This window comes from Streptomyces sp. NPDC020875 (assembly GCF_040641415.1).
Taxonomy (GTDB): Bacteria; Actinomycetota; Actinomycetes; order Streptomycetales; family Streptomycetaceae; genus Streptomyces.
Genome location: NZ_JBFADP010000003.1, coordinates 25,164 through 50,574 on the forward strand (window position 1 = coordinate 25,164; position 25,411 = coordinate 50,574).

The following is a 25,411-nucleotide window of genomic DNA, read 5'->3' on the forward strand; positions in this document are numbered from 1 at the left end:
GGTGCGATGGGCGGGCGGTATCGCGGGCCGGGCCGTCGGGACGGCGTACGGAACGACCCGCGCGGCCCCGGCGCACGGGCACCGGGGGCGCGGCGACGCACGGGCACACGACGAAACAGGGGCCACGGCGGAGCTGGGGCCACGACGGGACGCCGCCGACCCACCTCGTACGCCCCGCCCCGCTCCCGCCCCCGGTGAGCCGCGGGCGGCGGCCGTCAGACGATCGTGACCTCGGGTACGTAGGTGATCCACCGGCCCCCGGCCTCGCGGAACCCGGTCTCCTTCGCCATGATCTCCTCGGCGTGGTTCCAGGCGAACAGCAGCGCGTAGTCCGGGTACGGCTCGCTGAACGCCTCGCCCGGCCGTACCGGCAGATGGGCGCCGGGCGACAGCCGCCCCTGCTTCTCGGGGGTGGTGTCGCAGACGAAGGAGACCAGCTCGGGGGTGATCCCGCAGTAGTTGGTCACGGTCGCGCTCTTGGCCGTCGCGCCGTAGGCGACGACCCGCTTGCCCTCCTCGCGGAGCCCCCGCAGCGTCCCGATGAGATCCGCGCGCACCTGGTGCACCCGCTCCGCGAACAGCCGCAGCCGGGCGAGGGAGAGGATCTCCTCCCGCTCCTCCTCGGCCAGCAGGGCGGCGACCGCCGGGGTGGCGACGCGCTCGCCCCGGCGCGCCAGGGAGTACCGCACCTCGCCGCCGTGTACGGGCAGCCGCTCGACATCGACCAGCTCGAAGCCGAACCGCTCCGCCGCGGCCCGTACCGAGTGCGCCGAGAAGAAGTAGAAGTGCTCGTCGTAGATCTGGTCGAAGGAGTTCTTCGCCAGGATGTCGCCCAGATACGGATCCTCGAAGAGGAAGACACCACCGGGCGCGAGCAGGGCGTCCACCCCGCGCAGTACGGAGTCCAGATAGGGGATGTGACAGATGGTGTTGGCCGAGAAGATCACATCGGCCGGCCCGTGCTCCGCCCGCACCCGCCGGGCGGTCTCCTCCTCGAAGAACGCGGTGAGTACGTCGACCCCCAGCTCCCGGGCGGTCTCGGCCACCCCGCCCGAGGGATCGACCCCCAGATGCCGGACGCCCTTCTCTTTGACCGTTCTGAGCATGACGCCGTCGTTGCAGCCGATCTCCACCACGAACGGATCGTCCCGGCGGCACTCGCGTTCCAGCAGCCGCAGCGCGGTCGCGGTGAAGTGCTCCCGCATCCGCGCCGACCCGGAAGAGCGGTACGGATACTCCTCGTGGAACATCCGGTCCCGGGGCACCTCCTCCATCAACTGCACCATGGCGCACGACTCGCACACGCCCACCGCCAGCCGGAAGAAGAACTCCGGCCGGGTGTCACCGGGGACGCGGAACGCGTCCGAGAGGGGCTGCCGGCCGAAGTCGACGAACTCGACGACCGATTCACCACAGACTCTGCATTTGACCATGGAGACGACGCTAGGCACGCCCCGTGGAGGACCCGCTCACAGAACACTGAGAAACCCTGGAGAGCGCCTCGAACACCCGGCACACCCCGACGGACCCCTCAGCCCTCGGCCCACCGTGTTGACACCGTGGGCACGTGACAAACGCAAAGAGACCCTCCGACCGACGTTTCCGCAGGTCAGAGGGCCTCTTTAGCTGTGGAGCCTAGGGGAGTCGAACCCCTGACATCTGCCATGCAAAGACAGCGCTCTACCAACTGAGCTAAGGCCCCGGGCGGGAGGTGGACGAGGACGCGGGAGCGGTGCCCCCGGTTCTCGTCGGAACCAGAATACCGGGTGCGGGCCGTTATCCCGCAAAGGGATTGGGACTCCCGATGGACGACCACTCTCCGTAAGATGCACGGCGTGGTTCGCAGCAGTGAAGCGCGCCTCAGGGGAAGCGATGGGGAGACGCACATGGACGCCGCTCAGCAGGAGACGACCGCCAGAGCCAGGGAGTTGCAGCGCAGCTGGTACGGGGAACCGCTCGGGGCGCTCTTCCGGCGGCTCATCGACGATCTGGGGCTGAACCAGGCCCGGCTCGCGGCCGTGCTCGGGCTGTCGGCGCCGATGCTGTCGCAGCTGATGAGCGGCCAGCGGGCGAAGATCGGCAACCCCGCCGTGGTCCAGCGGGTCCAGGCGCTCCAGGAGCTGGCGGGCCAGGTCGCCGACGGCAGCGTCAGCGCCGTCGAGGCGGCCGACCGCATGGAGGAGATCAAGAAGTCCCAGGGGGGATCCGTGCTGACCGGTACCGGACAGACCACCAGCAGCTCGGGCGCGCCGACGGTCCGCCGGGTGGTGCGGGAGATCCAGTCGCTGCTGCGCTCCGTCTCCGCCGCCGGGGACATCATCGACGCGGCGGACTCCCTCGCCCTCACCCACCCCGAGCTGGCAGAGTTCCTCCGGGTGTACGGGGCGGGCCGGACCGCGGACGCCGTCGCGCACTACGAGGCGCACCAGAGCTGATCCCGGCGGTCCGGGAACCGTCCGGCGGCTCCCGGGAGCGGCCGCGGGGCGGTATCGAGGCGGGGCAGGCGCCCCACGAGGGATTCGGCGCCTCTTGAGGGAACGAGGAGCGGGCACAGCGCCATGGGTGAGGTCTTCGCCGCTCGGTACGAGCTGATCGACCCGGTCGGGCACGGTGGCGTCGGCGCGGTGTGGCGCGCCTGGGACCGCCGCAGGCGGCGCTATGTCGCGGCCAAGGTGCTCCGGCAGAGCGACGCGCACACCCTGCTGCGGTTCGTCCGCGAGCAGGCCATGCGGATCGACCATCCCCATGTCCTCGCCCCGGCCAGCTGGGCCGCCGACGACGACAAGGTGCTGTTCACCATGGATCTGGTGGGCGGCGGGTCGCTGGCGCATGTGATCGGCGACTACGGCCCCCTGCCGCCGCGCTATGTCTGCGCCCTGCTCGACCAGCTGCTCGCCGGGCTGGCGGCGGTACACGCGGAAGGCGTGGTGCACCGGGACATCAAACCGGCGAACATCCTGATGGAGGCCACCGGGACGGGCCGTCCCCATCTGCGGCTCTCCGACTTCGGGATCGCCATGCGCAAGGGCGAACCCCGGCTCACCGAGACCAACTACGTGGTGGGGACGCCCGGCTACTTCGCGCCCGAGCAGATGACCGGCGCCGAGCCCGACTTCCCGGCGGACCTCTTCGCCGTCGGTCTGGTGGGCCTCTATCTCCTCCAGGGCCAGAAGCCGGACGCGGGCGCCCTGGTCGACCACTTCACCGAGCACGGCACCCCGGGCGCCCCGCTCGGGATCGCGGAACCCCTCTGGCAGGTCCTGGCCGGGCTCCTCCAGCCCGACCCGGAGGATCGCTTCCGGTCCGCCGCGGGCGCCCGCAAGGCCCTGCTCGCGGCCGTTGAGGCGCTTCCGGAGTCCGGTGAGGACGAGGAACCGGTCGAGATCTTCGACCAGTTGGAGCCGCTGCCGCCGGGCTTCGGCCCCGAAGGCCCCGAGCCGGCCCCGTATGCCCCGAACACCCCGGCCGCCGCGGGTTCCCCTGTCGTCCCGGCCGAATCCGACGCCCCGGTGGCCCCGGCCGCCCCAGGCGGCACGCCACCACCGCACCCCGCGGGGCCCGTCAGCGGCCGGGTCCCCGTACAGCCGGAGCTTCCACCGGCCCCGGTGGCGCCCCCGCACCCGCACAGCGGTGGTGTCGCCATGGTCCCGGCGCCGCCCAGCCAGCCGCCGACGCCACCACCGCACCCGATCGGCGGCACGCCCTCCGCTGGCCCCGTACCCGGCCCGGCCGCACCACCGCCCGTACCGCCGTCCACCGCCCCGAAACCGGCGCTACCCGTTCCGCCCGGCGCACACCCCCTGCCCGGTCCGGTACCCCGGCCGCCCCACCTCTCCGGGCAGACCGCTCCGACGACCCCGCTGCCGTACGGATCCCCTCAGGTACCTCCTACGCGTACCTACACCGCCCAGAGCCCCCGGGTTCCCCTCTCCCGCGCGGAACTCCGCCGGGCCGCCCGGCGCCGTCGCCGGGCCCTGCCCGCCGCGAAGATCGCGGTACCGGTCCTGGTCCTCGCCCTGCTCTGCTACGCCGTCGGCATCTGGGCACTCACCCAGACCTGACCGCCGCTTCCCCGGCCGGACCCCCCCGCCACGCCACCCCCGCCGTCCCCACCGGGACCGTGTCCGGGCAGCGTCCGGGCAGCGGAAAGCCCCGGTCTCGCCGAGCGACGACCGGGGCTCTCAGAGCTGTTTCGGCTATGACCGCCGGGGCTCACACACCGGAACCTGCGGGCACGGAGTCGGTCGCCTCCGTCCACAGATCCTGCTCGGCGCGGTCCGCCTGGATCTGGCGGTACACGAGGAGCCCGCCGATGGCGGCCAGTGCGACCAGGAGAAGCTTCTTCACCGCGCGACCTCGTCTTTCCTTGACGTATGAGGACTTCTGGCGCCCGACTATACACACCGACCGATATCGATCGGTGACCTGCGTACCCCTTGCAGAGCGCCCCCGAATCGCCCGAGGCCATACGTTCGACCGCCGCCCGCACCCGGTGCTCCGCAGGCGGGACGGCCACCCCCGAACCCGCCCCGCCCCGCCCCCGGACAGGCCGGCCGCCCCCGTGGACCCGTGGCCGCCGCCGGAAACGCGAAGACCCCCGACCGGAATCGATCGGGGGTCTTCGACACTGTGGGGCTAACAGGATTTGAACCTGTGGCCTCATCCTTATCAGGGATGCGCTCTAACCAACTGAGCTATAGCCCCGCCGCGCTGCGCGCTGACCTCTGAAGATTAGCGCACGTCCGGCGCCGCGCCCAAATCCGAATGCGGGACCCCCTCGACCGGGCGGAACGAGGCCGCGCGCCCGGGTCGGCGGAACGGGGGAGGCCCCCGGGTGCGGACACCCGGGGGCCTCCCCCGACAACGAGCCCGGCGCGGTGGCCGGGTGGGTCACTCGTCCTCCGCCAGGGTCAGCTCGACGCCGCCCACGAAGCCCGCGGAGAGGTTGTAGATAAAGGCGCCCAGCGTCGCCAGGGCCGTGACCAGGACCACATCGATGACCGCGATCACCGAGGTGAAGATCAGCACCCGGGGGAGCGAGAGGAACGCCTGGAGGTCAAAGCCGTTGCTCTCGTTCGAGCCCGTGGCCTCGCTGATCGTGCCGCCGACGGTGGAGAAGACGCCCATGGCGTCCATCACCGTCCACAGCACGGCCGAGGCGACGATGGTGCAGATCCCGAGCGCGATGGAGAGCAGGAAGCTGACCTTCATCACCGACCACGGGTCGGCCTTGGCGACCCGCAGCCGGGCCTTCCGGGTCCTCGGGGTGGTCCGGGCGCCCGTACGGGGCATCCGGACGCCCTCGTCGCCGTCCGCCGACTGGTACGCCTGCGGGGGGCGGTAGGGACCCGAAGCGGGCTGGGCCGCCGGGCGCTTGCCGTCGAAGACCGGGGAACGCCCGTCCGTGTCCACCGCACCCCCCTGGGAGTCCGTGGCAGAGCCACGGGGGCCGTTCTTCTTGGCAGCTCCGGCTGCGGCCGGCCCGGCTCCCGTGGCTCCACTCACGCCTTTTACTCCTCGTGCTCCCGGGCCGAGGACTCAGTGCCCTCGGCAGCCGCCTCGGCCGGTTCACCGCCGGCCACACCGATCCCCCTGACCTCAACAGAGGTCACGGGAGCCGATTCGGTTCCGTCGGATCCGACTTCGGTTCCGTCGACTTCCTCGGCCTCGCGGCCGGCCTCGGCGTTGCGCGCGATCCCGACCACGGCATCGCGCTTGCCCAGGTTGATCAGCTGGACACCCATGGTGTCACGGCCGGTCTCCCGGACTTCATTGACTCGCGTACGAATCACACCACCGCCGAGGGTGATGGCCAGAATCTCGTCGGACTCCTCGACCACCAGCGCGCCCACGAGCGAGCCGCGGTCCTCCACGATCTTGGCGGCCTTGATGCCGAGGCCGCCGCGGCCCTGGACGCGGTACTCGTCGACCGCGGTCCGCTTCGCGTACCCGCCGTCGGTTGCGGTGAAGACGAACGTACCGGGCCGGACGACATTCATCGAGAGCAGTTCGTCGCCCTCGCGGAAACTCATGCCCTTGACACCCGAAGTGGCGCGTCCCATCGGGCGGAGCGCCTCGTCCGTCGCGGTGAACCGGATCGACTGCGCCTTCTTGCTGATCAGCAGCAGATCGTCGGCGGCCGAGACCAGCTCGGCGCCGATCAGCTCGTCGTCGGCACCGCTCTCGGTCTCCCGGAGGTTGATCGCGATCACACCGCCGGAGCGGGGCGAGTCGTAATCCTTGAGCGGGGTCTTCTTGACCAGGCCGCCCTTGGTGGCGAGGACCAGATACGGCGCGGCCTCGTAGTCCCTGATGGCCAGGATCTCGGCGATCCGCTCGTCCGGCTGGAAGGCGAGCAGGTTGGCGACGTGCTGGCCGCGGGCGTCCCGGCCGACGTCCGGCAGCTCGTACGCCTTGGCCCGGTAGACCCGGCCCTTGTTGGTGAAGAAGAGCAGCCAGTGGTGGGTGGTGGAGACGAAGAAGTGGTCGACGATGTCGTCCTCCTTCAGCTTGGTGCCCCGCACCCCCTTGCCGCCGCGCTTCTGCGACCGGTAGTCGTCGGTCTTGGTCCGCTTCACATAGCCGCCGCGAGTGATCGTGACGACGATGTCCTCCTCGGCGATCAGGTCCTCGATGGACATGTCGCCGTCGAAGGGCACCAGCTGCGAGCGGCGGTCGTCGCCGTACTTCTCGACCAGGACGGCCAGCTCGTCGCTGACGATCTCCCGCTGCCGGGCGGGCGAGGCGAGGATCGCGTTGTACTCGTTGATCTTCGCCTGGAGCTCGTCGTGCTCCTGGATGATCTTCTGCCGCTCCAGGGCGGCCAGCCTGCGGAGCTGCATCTCCAGGATCGCGTTGGCCTGGAGTTCGTCGATGGCCAGCAGGTCCATCAGGCCGCCGCGGGCGATCTCGACGGTGTCGCTGCGCCGGATCAGCGCGATGACCTCGTCGATCGCGTCGAGCGCCTTGAGCAGACCGCGCAGGATGTGGGCCCGCTCCTCCGCCTTGCGGAGCCGGAACCTGGTCCGCCGGACGATGACCTCGATCTGGTGGGTCACCCAGTGGCGGATAAACGCGTCCAGCGAGAGGGTCCGCGGCACGCCGTCGACCAGCGCCAGCATATTGGCGCCGAAGTTGGTCTGGAGGTCGGTGTGCTTGTAGAGGTTGTTGAGGACGACCTTGGCGACCGCGTCCCGCTTGAGGACGATCACCAGCCGCTGGCCGGTCCGGGACGAGGTCTCGTCGCGTACATCGGCGATCCCGCCGATCTTGCCGTCCTTGACCAGGTCGGCAATCTTCTGCGCGAGATTATCCGGGTTGACCTGGTACGGCAGCTCGGTGACCACCAGGCACTGCCGGTTCTGGATCTCCTCGACCTCGACCACCGCGCGCATCGTGATGGAGCCGCGGCCGGTACGGTACGCCTCCTCGATGCCCTTACGGCCCACGACCAGCGCGCCGGTCGGGAAGTCCGGGCCCTTGATCCGCTCGATCAGCGCGTCGAGCAGCTCCTCGTGGGAGGCGTCGGGGTGCTCCAGCGCCCACTGGGCACCGGCCGCGACCTCGCGCAGATTGTGCGGCGGGATATTGGTCGCCATCCCGACCGCGATCCCGGCGGAGCCGTTGACCAGCAGGTTCGGGAAGCGCGCCGGGAGGACCGTCGGCTCCTGGTTACGGCCGTCGTAGTTGTCCTGGAAGTCGACGGTCTCCTCGTCGATGTCCCGGAGCATCTCCATCGACAGCGGCATCATCTTGCACTCGGTGTACCGCATGGCGGCGGCCGGGTCGTTGCCCGGGGAACCGAAGTTTCCGTTGGAGTCGACCAGCGGCATCCGCATCGACCACGGCTGGGCCAGCCGGACCAGGGCGTCGTAGATCGAGGAGTCGCCGTGCGGGTGGTACGTACCCATGACGTCACCGACGACGCGGGCGCACTTGTAGAAGCCCTTCTCGGGCCGGTAACCGCCGTCGTACATCGCGTACAGCACCCGGCGGTGGACCGGCTTGAGGCCGTCCCGGACATCGGGCAGCGCACGCGAGACGATCACGGACATCGCGTAGTCGAGGTAGGAGCGCTGCATCTCCGTCTCGAGCCCGACGGGCTCGATCCGCATCTGCGGCTGCTCGTCCGCGGCGGCGTCGCCCGCGGGGTCCTCGGTGGTGGCAGGAGTGTTCTCGTCGGCCATTGCTGGTCTTGGATCCTTTCGTACGGTCAGCGGAGACCGACTCAGATGTCGAGGAAGCGGACGTCCTTGGCGTTGCGCTGGATGAAGGAGCGCCGGGCCTCGACGTCCTCACCCATCAGTACCGAGAAGAGGTCGTCGGCCTGGGCGGCGTCGTCCAGCGTGACCTGGCCGAGAACGCGGTGCTCGACGTCCATCGTGGTGACGCGCAGCTCCTCGGCGTTCATCTCGCCCAGACCCTTGAAGCGCTGGATCGAGTCCTCCCGGATCCGCTTGCCCTGCTGCTTGCCCAGCTCGACCAGGGCGTCGCGCTCCCGGTCCGAGTACGCGTACTCGAAGTCGTCCCGACCCCACTTGATCTTGTAGAGCGGGGGGCGGGAGAGGAAGACGTGCCCGGCCTCGACCAGGGGCCGCATGAAGCGGAAGAGGAACGTCAGCAGCAGGGTGTTGATGTGCTGACCGTCGACATCGGCGTCCGCCATCAGGATGATCTTGTGATAGCGGAGCTTCTCGATGTCGAAGTCCTCGTGGACCCCGGTACCGAAGGCCGAGATCAGCGCCTGGACCTCGGTGTTCTGGAGGATCTTGTCGATCCGGGCCTTCTCGACGTTCAGGATCTTGCCCCGGATCGGCAGGATGGCCTGGTACATCGGGTTCCGGCCGGACTTCGCGGAGCCGCCGGCCGAGTCGCCCTCGACGATGAAGATCTCGCACTTCGTCGGGTCGTTCGACTGGCAGTCGCTGAGCTTGCCCGGCAGGGACGCGGACTCCAGCAGCCCCTTGCGGCGGGTCAGGTCACGGGCCTTGCGGGCGGCGACCCGGGCGGTCTGGGCCTGGATGGCCTTGCGGACGATGTCCGCGGCCTCGTTGGGGTTGCGGTCGAACCAGTCCGTGAGGTGCTCGTGCACCACCTTCTGGACGAAGGTCTTCGCCTCCGTGTTGCCCAGCTTGGTCTTGGTCTGGCCCTCGAACTGCGGCTCGCCCAGCTTGACCGAGATGATCGCCGTCAGGCCCTCGCGGATATCCTCGCCGGAGAGGTTGTCGTCCTTCTCGCGGAGCAGCTTCTTGTCCCGGGCGTACCGGTTGACCAGGCCCGTGAGCGCGGCGCGGAATCCCTCCTCATGCGTACCCCCCTCATGCGTGTGGATGGTGTTCGCGAAGGAGTAAACGCCCTCGGTGTACTGAGAGTTCCACTGCATCGCGATCTCGGCCGAGAGCATCCGCTCCTTGTCCTCGGCCTCGATGTCGATGACGGTCGGGTGGATCAGCTCGCCCTTGCGCGAGTTCAGGTACCTGACGAAGTCGACGATGCCGCCCTCGTAGTGGTACGAGACCGTGCGCGCCTGGTCGGAGTCCTGCTCCTCGGCCGAGTCGGCGCCCATCGTGGCGCGCGCGGACTCCCGCTCGTCGGTCAGCGTCAGGGTCAGGCCCTTGTTCAGGAAGGCCATCTCCTGGAAGCGCCGGGAGAGCGTCTCGAAGGAGTACTCGGTGGTCTCGAAGATGTCGCCGTCGGCCCAGAAGGTGACCGACGTACCCGTCTCCTCGGTCGCCTCGTTCTGGGCGAGGGGCGCGGTGGGGACACCGAGCTTGTAGTCCTGGGTCCAGCGGTGGCCGTCCGTCTTCACCTCGACCGCGACCTTGGTGGAGAGCGCGTTGACGACCGAGACGCCGACACCGTGCAGACCGCCGGAGACGGCGTAGCCGCCGCCGCCGAACTTGCCGCCCGCGTGCAGCACGGTCAGCACGACCTCGACGGCGGGCTTGTTCTCCGAGGGCACGATCCCCACCGGGATACCACGGCCGTTGTCGACGACCCGGACCCCGCCGTCGGCGAGGATCGTGACGTCGATGGTGTCCGCGTGCCCGGCGAGCGCCTCGTCGACCGAGTTGTCGACGACCTCGTAGACGAGGTGATGAAGGCCACGCTCACCGGTGGAGCCGATGTACATGCCGGGCCGCTTGCGGACCGCGTCCAGGCCCTCCAGGACGGTGATCGCACTGGCGTCGTACGAGGCGGTGACCTCGCCGCCTCCGTCGGCGGGAGTGGACGGGTTGATCTCGTTGGGGTTGCCGGAATCGGCCACGAAGCGCCCTTTCTGGCACAGCACAAGCCGTTCTCCGGGCAGGCGGGGACGGCTGCGTCGTTCGACATGTTCCGCAAGGTGGCGGGATTGTCCACCAGTCTACCGGTACCGCCGACACGAATGGGGGTTTGCCGGTGGCTGAGTCCGCATGTGCCGCCCTGGGAACCGTCGGTTCGACTCCCCATATCAGGGGAGGGGCTCCAAGAGGCTCACACGGGCGTTGAGCGCTTCTGCCTGTCAACCATTCGTCACGGTCCGACAAGGCCCCGGGAAGACCACCCGCACCGGGCGTCCCACACCCCTCACCCGGGGCCGGTCGCCCGTGCCCCCGGCCGGGCCCGACCGCCGCCGGAAGGCGGGTCCGGGACGCATCGGGCGGTCCGGGCGGGGGCTCGGAGGATGGTCGCGCGGCGCGGAGGCGCGGACGGCGGAGAACGGAGCGCGTTACGGGCGTACGACGCCGGGCGGGGCGTACGACGGATGCCGTGAGCCCCCCGGCGCGGCGCGCGGACGAGCCCCGGGCCGGGGACGGCCGGGGAGCGCCTCGCGGACCGGGCCGGATGAGCGAAAGGGGGTCCGGCGCGGGCGGTCGCACGGCGGAGGGCGAGGCTTTCCAGGCCGCCGGGACCCGGGCCGCCGGGCCTCGGGGTGAGTCCACGCGATGGGGGTACGCCCCTGGGCTTCCGCCGGGCGACCCCCACCGGAGCCGGGTGGAGCGCGGCGCCGGGGCCCGCAAGCCCGGCATGATCCACAACGAGAAGGCCGCGGCCGGCACCCTGTTCAGCCCGAGCGTTCCCGGGCGCGGGTGGGCCGGGCGGGCCGGATACCGGCCGGGGCCCTTGGGTCCGTTCAGGACTCCGCCGTCCCGGGACCGCGAGTATCCGCCGGGAACCCGGCCGGGACCCATGCGGGACCCGAACAGGACTAGGGCGTGTTTCGAAAGCGGAGCCGCCCGCCCCGCGCCTCGCCCTACGGCATCAGCCGTAGGTGTCGCCGGGGCCCGTACTGCCCGGCGCGCGCAGCGGGCCGTACCCCCGGCGCGGCGCGCCGGGGCCCATCACCTTGATCAGCCGTACGGTGCCCTGGCCCAGGTCCTCGTTGAGCCGGGCCACCAGCCGGGGCGCGAGCAGCCGGAGCTGGGTCGCCCAGGCCGTGGAGTCGCACTGCACCGTCAGCACCCGCTCGTCCTCGTCGTACCGCTGCGGTACGCAGTGCTGCGCCAGGCCCTCGCCGACGATCTGCGGCCAGCGGCCCATCACACCGCCCACGGCGGCCGGGGTTTCCCAGCCGCGTTCGGTGATCAGCCGGTTGATCGCGGCGCCGAGCGGCAGCGGATCACGGCCGTCCGCCCGGGCGCCGGAGCGGAGCCCGCCGCCCCGGCGGGCCTGCCGCCGCTCCTGCGCGGCGGCCCCGCGGGCGCGGGCCTGTTCCTTCGCGGCGCGCAGCGCGACCCGGGCCAGATCGATCCCCGACGGCTCCGGCACCCGGGCGCCGCCGTCCGTACCACCGAGCACACCGGAAACACCCTGCGCACCCGGTACGCCCGAGCCACCGGAGATACCGGGCATACCGGAAGCACCGGTGCCGCCCGGACCCGCCGGGCCGCCCGGCGGACCGGCGCCCGGCCCACCGGATCCGAACCCCGGCAACGGCGTGTTCTCGTTCACAGCCGGGTCACCTCGCCCTCAGCCACCGCGTACCGCGCCCCGGTCAGCACATCCGGAACGTCGTCGTCGACCGCCGCGGTCACCAGGACCTGCTCACCCGGTGCGACCAGCTCCGCCAGCCGCTCCCGCCGCCGGGCGTCCAGCTCGGCGAAGACGTCGTCCAGGACCAGTACGGGCTCATTGCCCTCGGCGCGCAGCAGATCGTACGAGGCCAGCCGGAGCGCCAGCGCGTACGACCAGGACTCGCCGTGGCTCGCGTACCCCTTGGCGGGCAGCCGGCCGAGCCGGAGCACCAGCTCGTCGCGGTGCGGACCGACCAGGGTGACGCCCCGCTCGATCTCCTGTTTGCGGGACGCGGCCAGCGCCGCCATCAGCTGCTCGTACAGCTCGTCGGGGCGGTCCGGAAGGGGTTCCGTAGCCGTGGTCTCCCCGGTGTCGGCCGTCGGCGCGCCCTCGGCCGCGGCCGCGGCGGTGGAGCGGTACTCCAGGGCGACCGGACCGCCGCCCGGCGCCAGGGACTCGTACGCCTTGTCGGTCAGCGGCTGGAGGGCCGTGATCAGCTCGGCCCGGCGGGCCAGCAGTTCGGCACCGGCCCGGGCCAGATGCTGGTCCCAGACATCGAGGGTGGAGAGGTCGGCGCCGCGCCCGCCGTGCCGCCGGGCCAGCGCCGCCGACTTCAGCAGGGTGTTCCGCTGCTTGAGCACCCGCTCGTAGTCGGAGCGGACCCCGGCCATCCGGGGCGACCGCGCGGTGATCAGTTCGTCGAGAAAGCGCCGCCGGTCGCCCGGGTCGCCCTTGACCAGCGCCAGATCCTCCGGCGCGAAGAGCACGGTCCGTATGATCCCCAGCACATCACGCGGCCTGACCTGCGACGATCGATTGATTCTGGCGCGGTTGGCCCGGCCCGGGTTGAGTTCGAGCTCGACCAGCTGGGACCGCTCGCCCTGGGTGACGGCGGCCCGGATCACGGCCCGCTCGGCCCCGGCGCGGACCAGCGGGGCGTCCGAGGAGACCCGGTGGCTGGCGAGGGTGGCCAGATAGCCGACGGCCTCGACCAGATTGGTCTTGCCCTGCCCGTTCGCCCCCACGAACGCGGTGACGCCCGGGTCGAGCGGAACCTCGACCCGGGCGTACGAGCGGAAGTCGGCCAACGACAAATGCGTGACGTGCATGGATCTACGCCGACCTCCCCGGCCGCGGCCGTCGTGCTCTCCGGCCGACGGCCGTTACTTCTACTTCTTGGTCTCGACCGCGTGGCCGCCGAACTGGTTGCGCAGCGCCGCGATCATCTTCATCTGCGGGGAGTCGTCCTGCCGTGAGGCGAACCGGGCGAAGAGCGACGCGGTGATCGCCGGGAGCGGCACGGCGTGGTCGATGGCCGCCTCGACGGTCCACCGGCCCTCGCCGCTGTCCTCCGCGTAACCGCGCAGCTTGTCGAGGTGCTCGTCCTCGTCGAGCGCGTTCACCGCCAGATCCAGCAGCCAGGAACGGATCACCGTCCCCTCCTGCCAGGAGCGGAAGATCTCCCGTACGTCGGTGACGGCGTCGGCCTTCTCCAGCAGCTCCCAGCCCTCGGCGTACGCCTGCATCATCGCGTACTCGATGCCGTTGTGGACCATCTTGGCGAAGTGACCGGCGCCCACCTTGCCCGCGTGCACCGAGCCGAACTCGCCCTCGGGCTTGAGGGCGTCGAAGACCGGCTGCACCTTGGCGACGTTCTCGGCGTCACCGCCGTACATCAGCGCATAGCCGTTCTCCAGGCCCCAGACACCGCCGGAGACACCGCAGTCGACGAAGCCGATACCCTTGATGCCCAGCTCGACGGCGTGCTTCTGGTCGTCGGTCCAGCGGGAGTTGCCGCCGTCGACGACGACATCGCCGGGGGAGAGGAGTTCGGCCAGTTCGTCGATGGTGGACTGGGTCGCGGCCCCGGCCGGGACCATCACCCACACCACTCGCGGGGCCGGAAGCTGCTCCACCAGCTCCGACAGGCTGTGGACATCGGCGAGATCGGGGTCCCGGTCGTATCCGACGACGGTGTGGCCCGCGCGGCGGATGCGCTCGCGCATGTTGCCGCCCATTTTCCCGAGGCCGACGAGGCCGAGCTGCATCTTTCGTGTCCTTCGCGTAGTCCGACGTTTTCCGTACCTGACCTGGGTCGAGCCTACGCCGGACGGCTCGGTGCGGCCCGGCGGGCCACCCGTCGCCCCGGGAGGGGAGGCGGGGGCCGCCGGGGCGCGGCGGTCGTCGTGCCCCTGACCCGGGGCGGGGGACGACCCCGGCGGCCGGGAACGGCCGACCGGGGTCCGGTGGATCGCGATCGGCCGGATCAGCCCGAGAGACGGACCGGCATGATCAGGTACTTGTACGCGTCGTCGGCCTCGGCGTCGACCGCGGGACGGCCGCTCAGCAGGGCCGGCTTGGTCGAGGTCGTGAAGGAGAGCTGGGCGACCGGGGAGTCGATCGCGCTCAGACCGTCGAGCAGGAAGGTCGGGTTGAAGGCGATCGAGATGTCGTCGCCCTCCAGCTGGGCGTCGACCCGCTCCACAGCCTGTGCGTCGTCGCTGGAGCCCGCTTCGAGGATCAGCACGCCCTGCTCGAAGCTGAGCCGGACCGGGGTGTTCCGCTCGGCGACGAGCGCGACGCGCTTGACGGCCTCCACGAAGGGCGCGGTCTCGATCACGGCCACCGAGTTGAACTCGGTCGGGAAGAGCGTGCGGTACTTCGGCAGGTCGCCTTCGAGCAGCCGGGTCGTGGTCCGCCGTCCGGCGCCCTCGAAACCGATCAGACCCTCACCGGCACCGCTGCCGGAAAGCGCCAGGGTGACCGTGTCACCGCTGGTCAGCGCCTTGGCCGTGTCCAGCAGGGTCTTGGCGGGCACCAGGGCGACGGCGGACGTACCGGCGTCCTCGGGCTTCCACAGGAACTCGCGGACCGCGAAGCGGTAGCGGTCGGTGGAGGCCAGCGTGACGGTGTCGCCCTCGATCTCGATCCGGACACCGGTCAGCACGGGCAGCGTGTCGTCCCGGCCCGCGGCGATGGCGACCTGCTGGGCGGCGGCGGCGAAGACCTCACCGGGGACGGTCCCGGTCGCGGTCGGCATCTGCGGCAGAGCGGGGTACTCCTCCACCGGCAGGGTGTGGAGGGTGAAGCGGGAGGAGCCGCAGACCACGGTCGCCCGTACACCGTCTGTGGAAATCTCCACCGGGCGGTTCGGGAGGGCGCGGCAGATGTCGGCGAGCAGCCGGCCGGAGACCAGGACCGTGCCGTCCTCCTCGATCTCGGCCTCGACCGAGACGCGAGCCGAGACCTCGTAGTCGAAGCTGGAGAAGCTCAGCGCGCCGTCCTCGGCCTTCAGCAGCAGACCCGCGAGCACGGGCGCCGGGGGACGGGCTGGGAGGCTCCGGGCCACCCAGGCCACCGCCTCCGCGAGTACATCGCGCTCCACCCGGATCTTCACCGGAACCGCCTCCTGCTGTCGCCGTCTCGCCCTTGCTGGCTCTTGTCGTCGGCTGTGTCGCCGGGGACCAGTCTGACGTACGGCACTGACAGCGGGTGCGCCTCGGGGTCAAGTCGGGTCGACGGGCGTGCCGGGCGGTCGGAGCGAGTTGTGCACAGGCCCCACTTCGAAGCGAATTCCCCGGTAACTCTAAGTGGGAGTAGTAGTAGGGCTTGTGGATACCGTGGATAACCCCGTATCCGCAGGTCAGCGCAGGTTTTTTATCCACTGCACCTGTGGGTGACGCCGGTGGAAAACCCGGGGTTCCTGTGGACGCCCGAAAGTTCTGCACAGGCGATGCACAGCCCAGGGGGAGTTCTCCCCAGTCCTGTCCCCAGCTTTACCCAGGTTCCCCACAGCCCAATCCGGTGTCCTGGTGTGACGGCTTTCACTCGACCGGGTGAGAGGGGGTGTTGTGTTGCCGAACAGTGGACAGCGGTGTGGACAAGCTGTGGGCAACCAGCCGTCACCTGTGGGTGGCCGGTGGACAACTTTTCCCGGCCCCTGTGGACGATCTTGTTGTCCACAGCCTGTGGATCACGGTTGGCCACAATTCCACAACCGACTGACCTGCTGTGATCATCAGAGGGTCGGTCCGCCTGTGGACACAGTAGGGACAACTCCGCAGTCCCCAGGGTGTGGACGGTGGATTCTCCCGCTTCCTGTGGAGAACCACGGCATCCCGGCCGGTATTCGAACACCGGTCGCGCCGCCGTCCACCGCCTCCGGGGCCTCCGCACCCCGCAGGGCCGCCTCCGGACCGCTTCCGGGGCGCCTTCCCGACGGTTCCCGGGAGCTTCCCGGACGCCGTCGGGGCTTCTCGGGTACGTCGCGCGAACGTCTCCCGGGCCCGCTCCCGGCGTCTCCCGGGCCCTCTCGGTGCCTCCGAGGCCGTACCGCCCGCGCCCCGTCCCGTACCGCCCCGGAAACGACGGAGGGCGCCCGGGACGCGTTCGTCCCGGGCGCCCTGCGCCCACAGCTGTGGACGGCCGACGGCGGTCCGGCCGCCGCCACCGACGGCGGCGTTGTTGTTGCCGTCAGCCGTTCTTGATGCGGTTGGTCAGCTCGGTGACCTGGTTGTAGATGGAGCGCCGCTCCGCCATCAGCGCCCGGATCTTGCGGTCCGCGTGCATCACCGTCGTATGGTCCCGGCCGCCGAACTGCGCGCCGATCTTCGGCAGCGACAGATCCGTCAGCTCCCGGCAGAGATACATGGCGATCTGCCGGGCCGTGACCAGGACCCGGCTGCGCGAGGAGCCGCAGAGGTCCTCCACCGTCAGCCCGAAGTAGTCCGCCGTCGCCGCCATGATCGCGCCCGCGGTGATCTCGGGGGCCGAGTCCTCGCCGCCCGGGATCAGGTCCTTCAGCACGATCTCGGTCAGCCCGAGGTCGACCGGCTGCCGGTTGAGCGACGCGAAGGCCGTCACCCGGATCAGCGCGCCCTCCAGCTCGCGGATATTGCGCGAGATCCGGGAGGCGATGAACTCCAGCACCTCCGGCGGCGCGTTCAACTGCTCCTGGACCGCCTTCTTCCGCAGGATCGCGATCCGGGTCTCCAGTTCGGGCGGCTGGACATCGGTCGTCAGCCCCCACTCGAACCGGTTCCGCAGCCGGTCCTCCAGCGTCATCAGCTGCTTGGGCGGCCGGTCCGAGGAGAGCACGATCTGCTTGTTGGCGTTGTGCAGGGTGTTGAAGGTGTGGAAGAACTCCTCCTGCGTCGACTCCTTGCTCGCCAGGAACTGGATGTCGTCGACGAGCAGGATGTCGACGTCCCGGTAGCGCTTGCGGAAGGTGTCGCCCTTGCCGTCCCGGATCGAGTTGATGAACTCGTTGGTGAACTCCTCGGAGCTGACGTACCGCACCCGGGTGCCCGGGTAGAGGCTGCGCGCGTAGTGCCCGATGGCGTGCAGCAGATGCGTTTTGCCGAGCCCCGACTCCCCGTAGATGAAGAGGGGGTTGTACGCCTTCGCCGGGGCCTCGGCCACCGCCACGGCGGCGGCGTGCGCGAACCGGTTGGAGGCGCCGATGACGAAGGTGTCGAAGAGGTATTTGGGGTTCAGCCGGGCATGCGGCTCCCCGGGGCCCGCGGCTCCGCCGCCGGACGAGGACGACCCCATGAGTCCGGCCGGGACCCCCGAACCGCCGGGCCCGCCGCCGGCGGCCGGTCCGCCGGACGGGGCGGGACCCCCGGAGTGACCGGGCGCGCCCGAGCCGCCGGGCCGGTGCGCCGACGGCTCCCGCCGCTCCGGGCGAGGGGGCTCGTACCCCTGGTGCTCGGACTGCTGCGGCGAGCGGTAGTCGTGCGTCGGCTGGTGCGACCGGGGGGAGGCGTACGGATCGCGGTCCTGGAAACCGCCGAGCCGCGGCTGCTGCCAGGACAGGTCCTCCTGGCTCCGCGGCCAGGCGCCCGGCTCGGGCCGGGACTGCGGATACTCCGGGTAGGCGGGCCGGATCTCCGGGAGCCCGTCGTCGCCCGGCCGGTGGCCGTAGCCGCCGTAGGGGTCGTTCTGCTGATGGGGGTAGCGGCCGGGGCCTAGTTCACCGCCGCCGCCGTCGTCGTAGTGCGACGGGGCGGGCGGTGCCGGGGGCTGCGGGGCCGCGGGACCGGCGGCCGAGTCGTCGACCGTGATCGCGATCCGGATCGGCCGTCCGCACTCCCGGCTGAGCGTCTCACTGATCAGCGGGGCCAGCCGTCCCTCTAGGACCCGCTTGCCCCATTCGTTGGGAACCGCGAGCAGGGCGGTGTCGGCGACCAGCGCCAGTGGCTGGCAGCGCTCGACCCACTGCTTGTCCTTGGGCTCGACGCCCTGCTGGCCTTCGGCGAGAAGCTGCTCCAGCACTCGTGGCCACACTGCGGCAAGATCGGCAGGTACGTCAGCCACGAGCCACGCTCTCTCGAAGATCCCGCACGTCCGCCGGAGGCGGGCTCCGGGGCGGGGGAAGGACAGTCAAGGACAGAAAGGAAAGGTTCGGAGTCCGGCCACGGTAGTCAGGGCGGCCCGGCTCGTTCAAGTTGTTGTCCACAGCCTGTGCACAGACGGCCCCGTCCGGCGCCGGATGGGCGGGAGCCCAGGGGCCGGTTTGACCGGATGGCGTAGCCGCGCGTACCGTAACCAGGTCGAGTTGTCGATGGCTGCTGCCGCCTGCCTCCGATGGGCAAAGATCACCTTCCGTGGTCGTGAAGCGGTGCACTCGGGCGAAACGCGAGCTACTCGTGGGCGCACGGTGACAGCCAGGCGATGCCCCGCCACCTACGAATCTCTTTCTGGAGCCCCCGAGTGAGCAAGCGCACCTTCCAGCCGAACAACCGTCGCCGGGCGAAGACCCACGGTTTCCGCCTGCGCATGCGTACCCGTGCCGGCCGCGCGATTCTCGCGTCTCGCCGCAGCAAGGGTCGCGCTCGTCTGTCCGCCTGACCGCGTACAGGTCATGACGTGCTGCCTACCGAGAATCGGCTGAGGCGGCGCGAGGACTTCGCGACCGCGGTACGACGAGGACGCCGGGCCGGCCGCCCGCTCCTCGTCGTCCATCTACGCAGCGGTTCACCGGACCCGCACGCGCCTGGGGAGAGCGCTCCCCCGACGTGTGCGGGTTTCGTCGTGAGCAAGGCCGTGGGTGGCGCGGTTGTGCGCAACAAGGTCAAGCGCCGACTGCGGCACCTGATACGCGACCGGCTCGCCGAGCTGCCCGCCGGTAGCCTGGTGGTCGTACGGGCGCTGCCCGGAGCGGGCGACGCCGACCACGCACAGCTGGCCCGAGACCTGGACGCCGCCCTGGAGCGGCTGCTGGGAGGGGGCGCGCGATGAAGTACCCGCTGCTGGCTCTGATCAAGCTGTACCAGTGGACGATCAGCCCTCTGCTGGGGCCCGTCTGCCGGTACTACCCGTCGTGTTCCCACTACGGATACACGGCCATCGACCGGCACGGTGCGGTGAAAGGCACGGTGCTCACCGCCTGGCGGATCCTGCGGTGCAATCCGTGGTCCCCGGGCGGAGTGGATCATGTGCCGCCGCGTAAGCGTCCCCGGTGGCACGAGATGCTGCGGAACGCCCTGCGGGGCAAGGACGCCGTTGTCGGCACGGAGGGCGGGCGCGGCGCAGATTCTGTGCCGTCACGGGGAGCGGACTCCGCTCCCGGCAGTCCGGCCGCAGAGACCTCGCCCAATGCTCAAGGAGCCTGATTAGTGGACACGATTGCCAGTCTCTTCAGTTTTATCACCACACCTGTCTCGTGGATCATCGTCCAGTTCCACAAGCTCTACGGGGCGATCTTCGGTCCCGACACGGGCTGGGCCTGGGGACTGTCCATCGTGTCGCTGGTGGTCCTGATCCGTATCTGCCTGATCCCGCTCTTCGTGAAGCAGATCAAGTCGATGCGGAACATGCAGGCGCTCCAGCCGAAGATGAAGGCGATCCAGGAGCGCTACAAGAACGACCGGCAGCGCCAGTCGGAAGAGATGATGAAGCTGTACAAGGAGACGGGTACCAACCCGCTCTCCTCGTGCCTGCCCATCCTCGCCCAGTCGCCGTTCTTCTTCGCCCTGTACTACGTCCTCTCCAAGATCGCCTCCGGTAACGTCGTCGGCTATATCGACGAGCCGCTGCTGGCCAGCGCCCGGCAGGCGCATATCTTCGGTGCCCCGCTGGCGGCGAAGTTCACGGACAGCCCGGAGAAGGTCGCGGCCCTGGACGCGTCGCTGACCGACGTCCGCGTGGTCACCGCCATCATGATCATCCTGATGTCGGCGTCGCAGTTCTACACCCAGCGCCAGCTGATGCAGAAGAACGTCGACCTGTCGGTGAAGACCCCGTACATGCAGCAGCAGAAGATGCTGATGTACATCTTCCCGGTGATCTTCGCGGTCATGGGTATCAACTTCCCCGTCGGTGTCCTCGTCTACTGGCTGACCACCAACGTCTGGACCATGGGTCAGCAGATGTATGTGATCAACCAGAACCCGACGCCCGGCAGCAAGGCCCAGGACCAGTACCTGACCCGGCTGCTGAAGTCCGCCACCCACCGCGGCGAGGTCCGCTCCCGCCGTCAGCGCAAGGTCGTCCAGGTGCTCGTGGCCAAGGGGTCGGAGCGCAACGACAACGAGCGGAAGTTCATCACGAGCCTTGCCAAGGCCGGCTACGCCGCCCAGGCCGACGGCACGATCGTGAAGAGCGACACCATCGCGCCCGAGCCCGAGGCCGGTGCCGGACGGCGTCAGCAGCCGAAGCGGCAGCCCAAGTCCAAGCGCCAGACCGGACCGCAGTCCGGTACCGGGAGCAAGCCGGAGACCTCCGCCGAAGCCGACGACGACGAGTCGAAGCCCTCGCTGGAGAAGAAGGCCACGCCGCAGTCCGCCAAGTCCAAGCAGCCCCGGGCCAACTCGGGCCGTCAGCAGCCCAAGTCCGGACGCAAGGGCCCGCAGCGCCCCAAGCACCCGTCGTCCAAGAAGTAGTAGAAGGAGTCCATCCGTGACGGAAGGCACCATCCCCGCCGCCGCCGAGGAAGGCGACACCCTGACCCGCCTGGAGCAGGAGGGTGAGATCGCCGCGGACTACCTCGAAGGTCTGCTCGACATCGCCGATCTCGACGGTGATATCGATATGGACGTCGAGGCGGACCGGGCCGCTGTCTCGATCATCAGCGATACGGCCGGCCGCGATCTGCAGAAGCTGGTCGGCCGGGACGGCGAGGTCCTGGAGGCTCTGCAGGAGCTGACCCGGCTCGCCGTGCACCGGGAGACCGGTGACCGCAGTCGGCTGATGCTGGACATCGCGGGCTTCCGGGCCCGTAAGCGCACCGAACTCGCCGAGCTGGGCGCCAAGGCGGCCGACGAGGTGAAGAACAGCGGTGAGCCGGTCAAGCTCAAGCCGATGACCCCGTTCGAGCGCAAGGTCGTCCATGACGCGGTCGCCGCGGCCGGATTGCGCAGCGAGTCGGAGGGCGAGGAGCCGCAGCGCTTCGTCGTCGTCCTCCCGGCCTGACTCCGCTCGTTCCCTCGGCCCCGTCTGTAGCGCAGGCGGGGCCGAACTTTGTCAGCCTGATAGTCAGCGATAGTCAGCCACCACGGTCCATCAAGCGGCAGTACGGTACGGAAGGACGGTTCCCGTGACGGAGGCAGCGGAGCTTCCCCAGGCGCCCGAGGCGGCGCAAGCGGTCTTCGGCGAGTTCATGCCCGAGGCCGTGCGCTATGCCGAGCTGCTGGCCGATGCCGGGGTGAAGCGCGGCCTGATCGGTCCGCGTGAGGTGCCCCGCCTCTGGGAGCGCCATCTGCTGAACTGCGCGGTGCTCTCCGAGGTGGTTCCCGAGGGCGTCACCGTCTGCGATGTCGGCTCCGGGGCCGGACTGCCCGGTATCCCGCTGGCCCTGGTCCGCCCCGATCTGAAGATCACCCTGCTGGAGCCGCTGCTGCGGCGGACCAATTTCCTCCAGGAAGTCGTCGAGCTGCTGGGCCTCGACCATGTGACCGTGGTGCGCGGCCGGGCCGAGGAGATGATGGGCACGCTGTCCCCGGTCCATGTGGTGACGGCCCGTGCCGTGGCGCCGCTGGACCGGCTCGCGGGCTGGGGCGTGCCGCTGCTCCGCCCCTACGGGGAGATGCTGGCCCTCAAGGGCGATACCGCCGAGGAAGAGCTGCGGGGCGCCAGGGCCGCCCTCAGCAAGCTCGGTGTGGTGGAGACCTCGGTCCTCCAGGTCGGGGAGGGGCTGGTCGACCCGCTCTCCACCGTGGTGCGGGTAGAGGTCGGGGAGAGCCCCGGCGGTGTGCGGTTCGCGGCCAAGCGCGCCAAAGCGGCCAGGGTCAGCCGTTCGCGTCGCCGTCGCTGACTCCCCTGGCTCCCATACGTACGTATGCCGGAGTGTCGCCCGGGTGCCGCTCCGCGGCCCCGGGCATCGTGTTTCACGTGAAACGTCGCTCACTGCTGCACGGAATCATCAGCCGCGGGCGTGCCGCCGCCCCGATTCGGAACCGGAGACCCCTCGCCGGGGTTACGAAGTTGTCCACAGAGGTGGATTCATCCACAGAAGCACGGGCCTCGCTGGTTCATGACCCCGAAAGCATGGCAGGCTCTCTCTATCGCGAGCCTGAAGTCGAGGAGAGTGAATCCTTGCGGTCCGACGCCAACATCGCGGGACCGATGACCGATCCGGTCCCCGGCCCCCGTACCGAGTCGCCGGGAGACGATGTTTCACGTGAAACACCGGCCCCGATGGACGACACCCCCATCGGTCGAGCGGCCCAGCTCGCCGTACAGGCACTGGGACGGGCCGGTGAAGGGCTGCCCCGACCTGAGCAGACCCGCGTCATGGTGGTCGCCAACCAGAAGGGCGGCGTGGGCAAGACCACCACCACGGTCAATCTCGCCGCCTCCCTCGCACTGCACGGTGCGCGTGTTCTGGTGATCGACCTCGACCCCCAGGGCAATGCCTCCACGGCGCTCGGGATCGACCACCATGCCGAAGTCCCCTCGATCTATGACGTCCTGGTGGAGAGCAAGCCGCTCTCCGATGTGGTCCAGCCGGTCTCGGACGTCGAAGGTCTCTTCTGTGCCCCCGCCACCATCGATCTCGCCGGTGCGGAGATCGAGCTGGTGTCGCTGGTGGCGCGGGAGAGCCGACTCCAGCGGGCGATCCAGGCATATGAGCAGCCGCTGGACTACATCCTCATCGACTGCCCGCCCTCCCTCGGTCTGCTGACGGTCAATGCGCTGGTGGCCGGTGCGGAGGTGCTGATCCCCATTCAGTGCGAGTACTACGCACTGGAAGGACTCGGGCAGCTGCTGCGGAATGTGGATCTGGTCCGCGGACACCTCAATCCGACCCTGCGGGTCTCGACGATCCTGCTCACCATGTACGACGGCCGGACCCGGCTGGCCTCCCAGGTGGCCGACGAGGTCCGCAGTCACTTCGGTGAAGAGGTACTGCGAACCAACATCCCCCGCTCGGTCCGGATCTCGGAGGCCCCCAGCTACGGGCAGACCGTGCTGACCTACGACCCGGGCTCCAGCGGCGCCCTGTCGTATCTGGAGGCGGCGCGGGAGATCGCCCTGCGCGGAGTCGGTCTCCAGTACGACCCGCACCATGCCCATCAGGGCACTCAGAACAACCGGCAGAACATCTCGGAGGGGATTCAGTGAGCGAGCGACGTAGAGGGTTGGGGCGGGGACTCGGTGCCCTGATCCCTGCGGCTCCCCAGGAGAAGCCGGCGCTCTCCGGCGGGACCCCCGGTTCCGCCGGTACGGCTCCGACCATGACCGACGACCGCGGTATCGCGGCGGCGAAGGTGGCCCGGCTGCCCTCGGCCGCCGTGGCCCCCGATCTCACCATCGGAGCCGGTGACCCGGATACCGAGCCCGCGTTGATCACGCCCTCCGGCGCGCACTTCGCGGAGGTGCTGCTGGACGCGATCACCCCCAACCCCCAGCAGCCGCGGGAGATCTTCGACGAGGACGCCCTGGCCGAGCTGGTGACCTCCATCAAGGAGGTCGGTCTGCTGCAGCCCGTGGTGGTCCGGCAGCTGGGTCCCGAGCGCTTTGAACTGGTGATGGGCGAGCGCCGCTGGCGGGCCTGTCGTGAGGCCGGTCTGGAGCGGATTCCCGCGATCGTCCGGGAGACCGAGGACGAGAAGCTGCTGCTGGACGCCCTGCTGGAGAATCTCCACCGGGCCCAGCTGAACCCGCTGGAGGAAGCGGCGGCCTACGACCAGCTGCTCAGGGACTTCAACTGCACCCATGACCAGCTGGCCGACCGGATCGGGCGCTCCCGGCCCCAGGTCTCCAACACCCTCCGGCTGCTGCGGCTGGCGCCCTCGGTCCAGAAGCGGGTCGCCGCCGGAGTGCTGACGGCCGGGCACGCCCGGGCGCTGCTCTCGGTGGACGACCACGAGGAGCAGGACCAGCTCGCCCGCCGGATCGTGGCGGAGGGGCTGTCGGTCCGTTCGGTGGAGGAGATCGTGACCCTCCTCGGCTCCGAGCCCGAGCGGAGTACCCGGAAGAAGGGGCCCCGGGCGGGAGCCCTGGTCTCCCCCGCCCTCACCGATCTGGCCTCTCGCCTCTCCGACCGCTTCGAGACCCGGGTCAAGGTCGACCTGGGGCAGAAGAAGGGCAAGATCGTCGTCGAGTTCGCCTCGATGGAGGATCTGGAGCGCATTCTCGGCACCCTGGCGCCCGGTGAGGGCCAGGTCCTGGAACGCGGTCTCGCCGGTGGGGGCACCGCCGGTGAGGAAGCCGGGGACTGAGGCCCACCGCCCGGCCGCCACCGGGCGGCCGGGAACGACCGGAGGAGCGGCGCGGATGGGGCGACGGCTGGTACCCCTCACCCTGGACAATCTGTCGGACCTCCCCAAGCGCTGCCGGTCCTGTGTCTTCTGGGAGCTGGACCCGGTCAGCGGGGAGGCCGCCGTCGCGGCGGGCCGGCCCGGTGCGGAGAAGGAGGCATGGATCTCCGCCGTTCTGCTGGAGTGGGGATCCTGCGGCCGGATCGTCTATGTCGACGAGGTGGCGGTGGGCTTTGTGCTCTACGCGCCCCCGGCGTACGTTCCCCGCTCCCTCGCCTTTCCCACCAGTCCGGTCTCGGCGGACGCCGTCCAGCTGATGACCTCCTGGATCGCTCCGGGGTATCAGGGACAGGGGCTCGGCCGGGTGCTGGTCCAGACCGTCGCCAAGGATGTGCTCCGCCGGGGCTTCAAGGCCATTGAGGCATTCGGTGACGCCCGCTGGCAGCAGCCCGCCTGTCTTCTCCCGGCGGACCATCTGACCGCGGTGGGGTTCAAGACCGTCCGCCCGCACCCGTCCTATCCACGACTGCGGCTGGAACTGCGGACGACGCTCTCCTGGAAGGAAGATGTGGAGCAGGCGCTGGACCGGTTGCTCGGCGCGGTCCAGAAGGAGCCCGTCCTCCGGCCGCTCTGATCCCGGAGACAACAGGGTCGACAGCGGCCGACGGCAGAGGGCCCACCCCGGTTCGGGGTGGGCCCTCGTCATGTTT

At 70.1% G+C, this 25,411-nt stretch carries 21 protein-coding genes and 2 tRNA genes; 11 read left to right on the forward strand and 12 right to left on the reverse strand.

What is annotated here, in order from left to right; translation table 11 throughout:
• Positions 1–215: 215 nt before the first annotated feature.
• Together AB0G74_RS02445 and AB0G74_RS02450 are read right to left on the reverse strand one after the other, a co-directional pair.
• Positions 216–1,433: a class I SAM-dependent methyltransferase gene (locus tag AB0G74_RS02445; RefSeq protein ID WP_361139586.1), complete on the reverse strand. Its 1,218-nt coding sequence runs from the start codon at positions 1,431–1,433 to the stop codon at positions 216–218.
• Positions 1,434–1,629: 196 nt separating this feature from the next.
• Positions 1,630–1,702: transfer RNA gene (locus tag AB0G74_RS02450), tRNA-Ala, on the reverse strand.
• A gap of 184 nt (positions 1,703–1,886) precedes the next feature.
• Here AB0G74_RS02450 and AB0G74_RS02455 point away from each other — a divergent pair.
• Together AB0G74_RS02455 and AB0G74_RS02460 are read left to right on the forward strand one after the other, a co-directional pair.
• Positions 1,887–2,435, forward strand: coding sequence for a DNA-binding protein (locus tag AB0G74_RS02455; protein WP_358824457.1), 549 nt, complete (start codon positions 1,887–1,889; stop codon positions 2,433–2,435).
• A gap of 123 nt (positions 2,436–2,558) precedes the next feature.
• Complete coding sequence (locus tag AB0G74_RS02460) at positions 2,559–4,061, forward strand: serine/threonine-protein kinase (protein ID WP_361139590.1); 1,503 nt, start codon at positions 2,559–2,561, stop codon at positions 4,059–4,061.
• Positions 4,062–4,212: 151 nt separating this feature from the next.
• Here AB0G74_RS02460 and AB0G74_RS02465 read toward each other — a convergent pair whose 3' ends face one another.
• The 10 genes from AB0G74_RS02465 to dnaA form a co-directional block, all read right to left on the reverse strand.
• A complete protein-coding gene (locus AB0G74_RS02465) occupies positions 4,213–4,347 on the reverse strand; it encodes a DLW-39 family protein (protein WP_003958712.1) in 135 nt (44 codons plus the stop codon).
• A 283-nt stretch (positions 4,348–4,630) separates the two neighbouring features.
• Positions 4,631–4,704 (reverse strand) — tRNA-Ile (locus AB0G74_RS02470).
• A gap of 186 nt (positions 4,705–4,890) precedes the next feature.
• Positions 4,891–5,505: a DUF3566 domain-containing protein gene (locus tag AB0G74_RS02475; protein WP_361139593.1), complete on the reverse strand. Its 615-nt coding sequence runs from the start codon at positions 5,503–5,505 to the stop codon at positions 4,891–4,893.
• Positions 5,506–5,510: 5 nt separating this feature from the next.
• Complete coding sequence (gene gyrA / locus AB0G74_RS02480; protein ID WP_361139596.1) at positions 5,511–8,186, reverse strand: DNA gyrase subunit A; 2,676 nt, start codon at positions 8,184–8,186, stop codon at positions 5,511–5,513.
• A 41-nt stretch (positions 8,187–8,227) separates the two neighbouring features.
• Positions 8,228–10,291 carry a DNA topoisomerase (ATP-hydrolyzing) subunit B gene (gyrB, locus tag AB0G74_RS02485; protein WP_361139599.1) on the reverse strand — a complete coding sequence of 688 codons (2,064 nt, stop codon included), beginning with the start codon at positions 10,289–10,291 and terminating at the stop codon, positions 8,228–8,230.
• A 953-nt stretch (positions 10,292–11,244) separates the two neighbouring features.
• Positions 11,245–11,916, reverse strand: coding sequence for a DciA family protein (locus AB0G74_RS02490; RefSeq protein WP_361139967.1), 672 nt, complete (start codon positions 11,914–11,916; stop codon positions 11,245–11,247).
• Between the two features lie 14 nt (positions 11,917–11,930).
• The gene (gene recF, locus AB0G74_RS02495) at positions 11,931–13,106 is read right to left on the reverse strand and encodes a DNA replication/repair protein RecF (RefSeq protein WP_361139602.1); all 1,176 of its coding nucleotides are present in this window, start codon (positions 13,104–13,106) and stop codon (positions 11,931–11,933) included.
• 60 nt (positions 13,107–13,166) lie between these two features.
• Complete coding sequence (gnd, locus tag AB0G74_RS02500) at positions 13,167–14,267, reverse strand: phosphogluconate dehydrogenase (NAD(+)-dependent, decarboxylating) (protein WP_361139970.1); 1,101 nt, start codon at positions 14,265–14,267, stop codon at positions 13,167–13,169.
• Positions 14,264–15,394, reverse strand: a complete 1,131-nt coding sequence (dnaN, locus tag AB0G74_RS02505) for a DNA polymerase III subunit beta (RefSeq protein ID WP_361139604.1) — start codon at positions 15,392–15,394, stop codon at positions 14,264–14,266. Before dnaN ends, gnd begins: the two co-directional genes overlap by 4 nt.
• A gap of 1,076 nt (positions 15,395–16,470) precedes the next feature.
• The gene (gene dnaA / locus AB0G74_RS02510; RefSeq protein ID WP_361139607.1) at positions 16,471–18,315 is read right to left on the reverse strand and encodes a chromosomal replication initiator protein DnaA; all 1,845 of its coding nucleotides are present in this window, start codon (positions 18,313–18,315) and stop codon (positions 16,471–16,473) included.
• A 396-nt stretch (positions 18,316–18,711) separates the two neighbouring features.
• On the opposite strand from dnaA, the gene rpmH reads away from it, so the two are divergent.
• The 9 genes from rpmH to AB0G74_RS02555 all read left to right on the forward strand — a co-directional run bounded on the left by rpmH (position 18,712) and on the right by AB0G74_RS02555 (position 25,335).
• The gene (gene rpmH / locus AB0G74_RS02515; RefSeq protein ID WP_003956500.1) at positions 18,712–18,849 is read left to right on the forward strand and encodes a 50S ribosomal protein L34; all 138 of its coding nucleotides are present in this window, start codon (positions 18,712–18,714) and stop codon (positions 18,847–18,849) included.
• Positions 18,850–18,867: 18 nt separating this feature from the next.
• Positions 18,868–19,239: a ribonuclease P protein component gene (gene rnpA, locus AB0G74_RS02520; RefSeq protein ID WP_358826473.1), complete on the forward strand. Its 372-nt coding sequence runs from the start codon at positions 18,868–18,870 to the stop codon at positions 19,237–19,239.
• Complete coding sequence (gene yidD, locus AB0G74_RS02525) at positions 19,236–19,613, forward strand: membrane protein insertion efficiency factor YidD (protein ID WP_358826472.1); 378 nt, start codon at positions 19,236–19,238, stop codon at positions 19,611–19,613. The genes rnpA and yidD overlap by 4 nt, the downstream gene beginning before the upstream one ends.
• A 3-nt stretch (positions 19,614–19,616) precedes the next feature.
• Entirely contained in the window at positions 19,617–20,882 is a 1,266-nt protein-coding gene (gene yidC / locus AB0G74_RS02530; RefSeq protein WP_361139610.1) for a membrane protein insertase YidC, read from the forward strand.
• A gap of 16 nt (positions 20,883–20,898) precedes the next feature.
• A complete protein-coding gene (locus tag AB0G74_RS02535) occupies positions 20,899–21,411 on the forward strand; it encodes a R3H domain-containing nucleic acid-binding protein (RefSeq protein ID WP_358826470.1) in 513 nt (170 codons plus the stop codon).
• A gap of 124 nt (positions 21,412–21,535) precedes the next feature.
• Positions 21,536–22,252, forward strand: a complete 717-nt coding sequence (gene rsmG, locus AB0G74_RS02540; protein ID WP_361139613.1) for a 16S rRNA (guanine(527)-N(7))-methyltransferase RsmG — start codon at positions 21,536–21,538, stop codon at positions 22,250–22,252.
• Positions 22,253–22,485: 233 nt separating this feature from the next.
• On the forward strand, positions 22,486–23,562 hold the full coding sequence (locus AB0G74_RS02545; RefSeq protein WP_358826468.1) for a ParA family protein: 1,077 nt from the start codon (positions 22,486–22,488) through the stop codon (positions 23,560–23,562).
• Positions 23,559–24,662, forward strand: a complete 1,104-nt coding sequence (locus tag AB0G74_RS02550) for a ParB/RepB/Spo0J family partition protein (protein WP_361139617.1) — start codon at positions 23,559–23,561, stop codon at positions 24,660–24,662. Before AB0G74_RS02545 ends, AB0G74_RS02550 begins: the two co-directional genes overlap by 4 nt.
• Positions 24,663–24,717: 55 nt before the next feature.
• Entirely contained in the window at positions 24,718–25,335 is a 618-nt protein-coding gene (locus AB0G74_RS02555) for a GNAT family N-acetyltransferase (RefSeq protein ID WP_361139620.1), read from the forward strand.
• Positions 25,336–25,411: the final 76 nt, after the last annotated feature.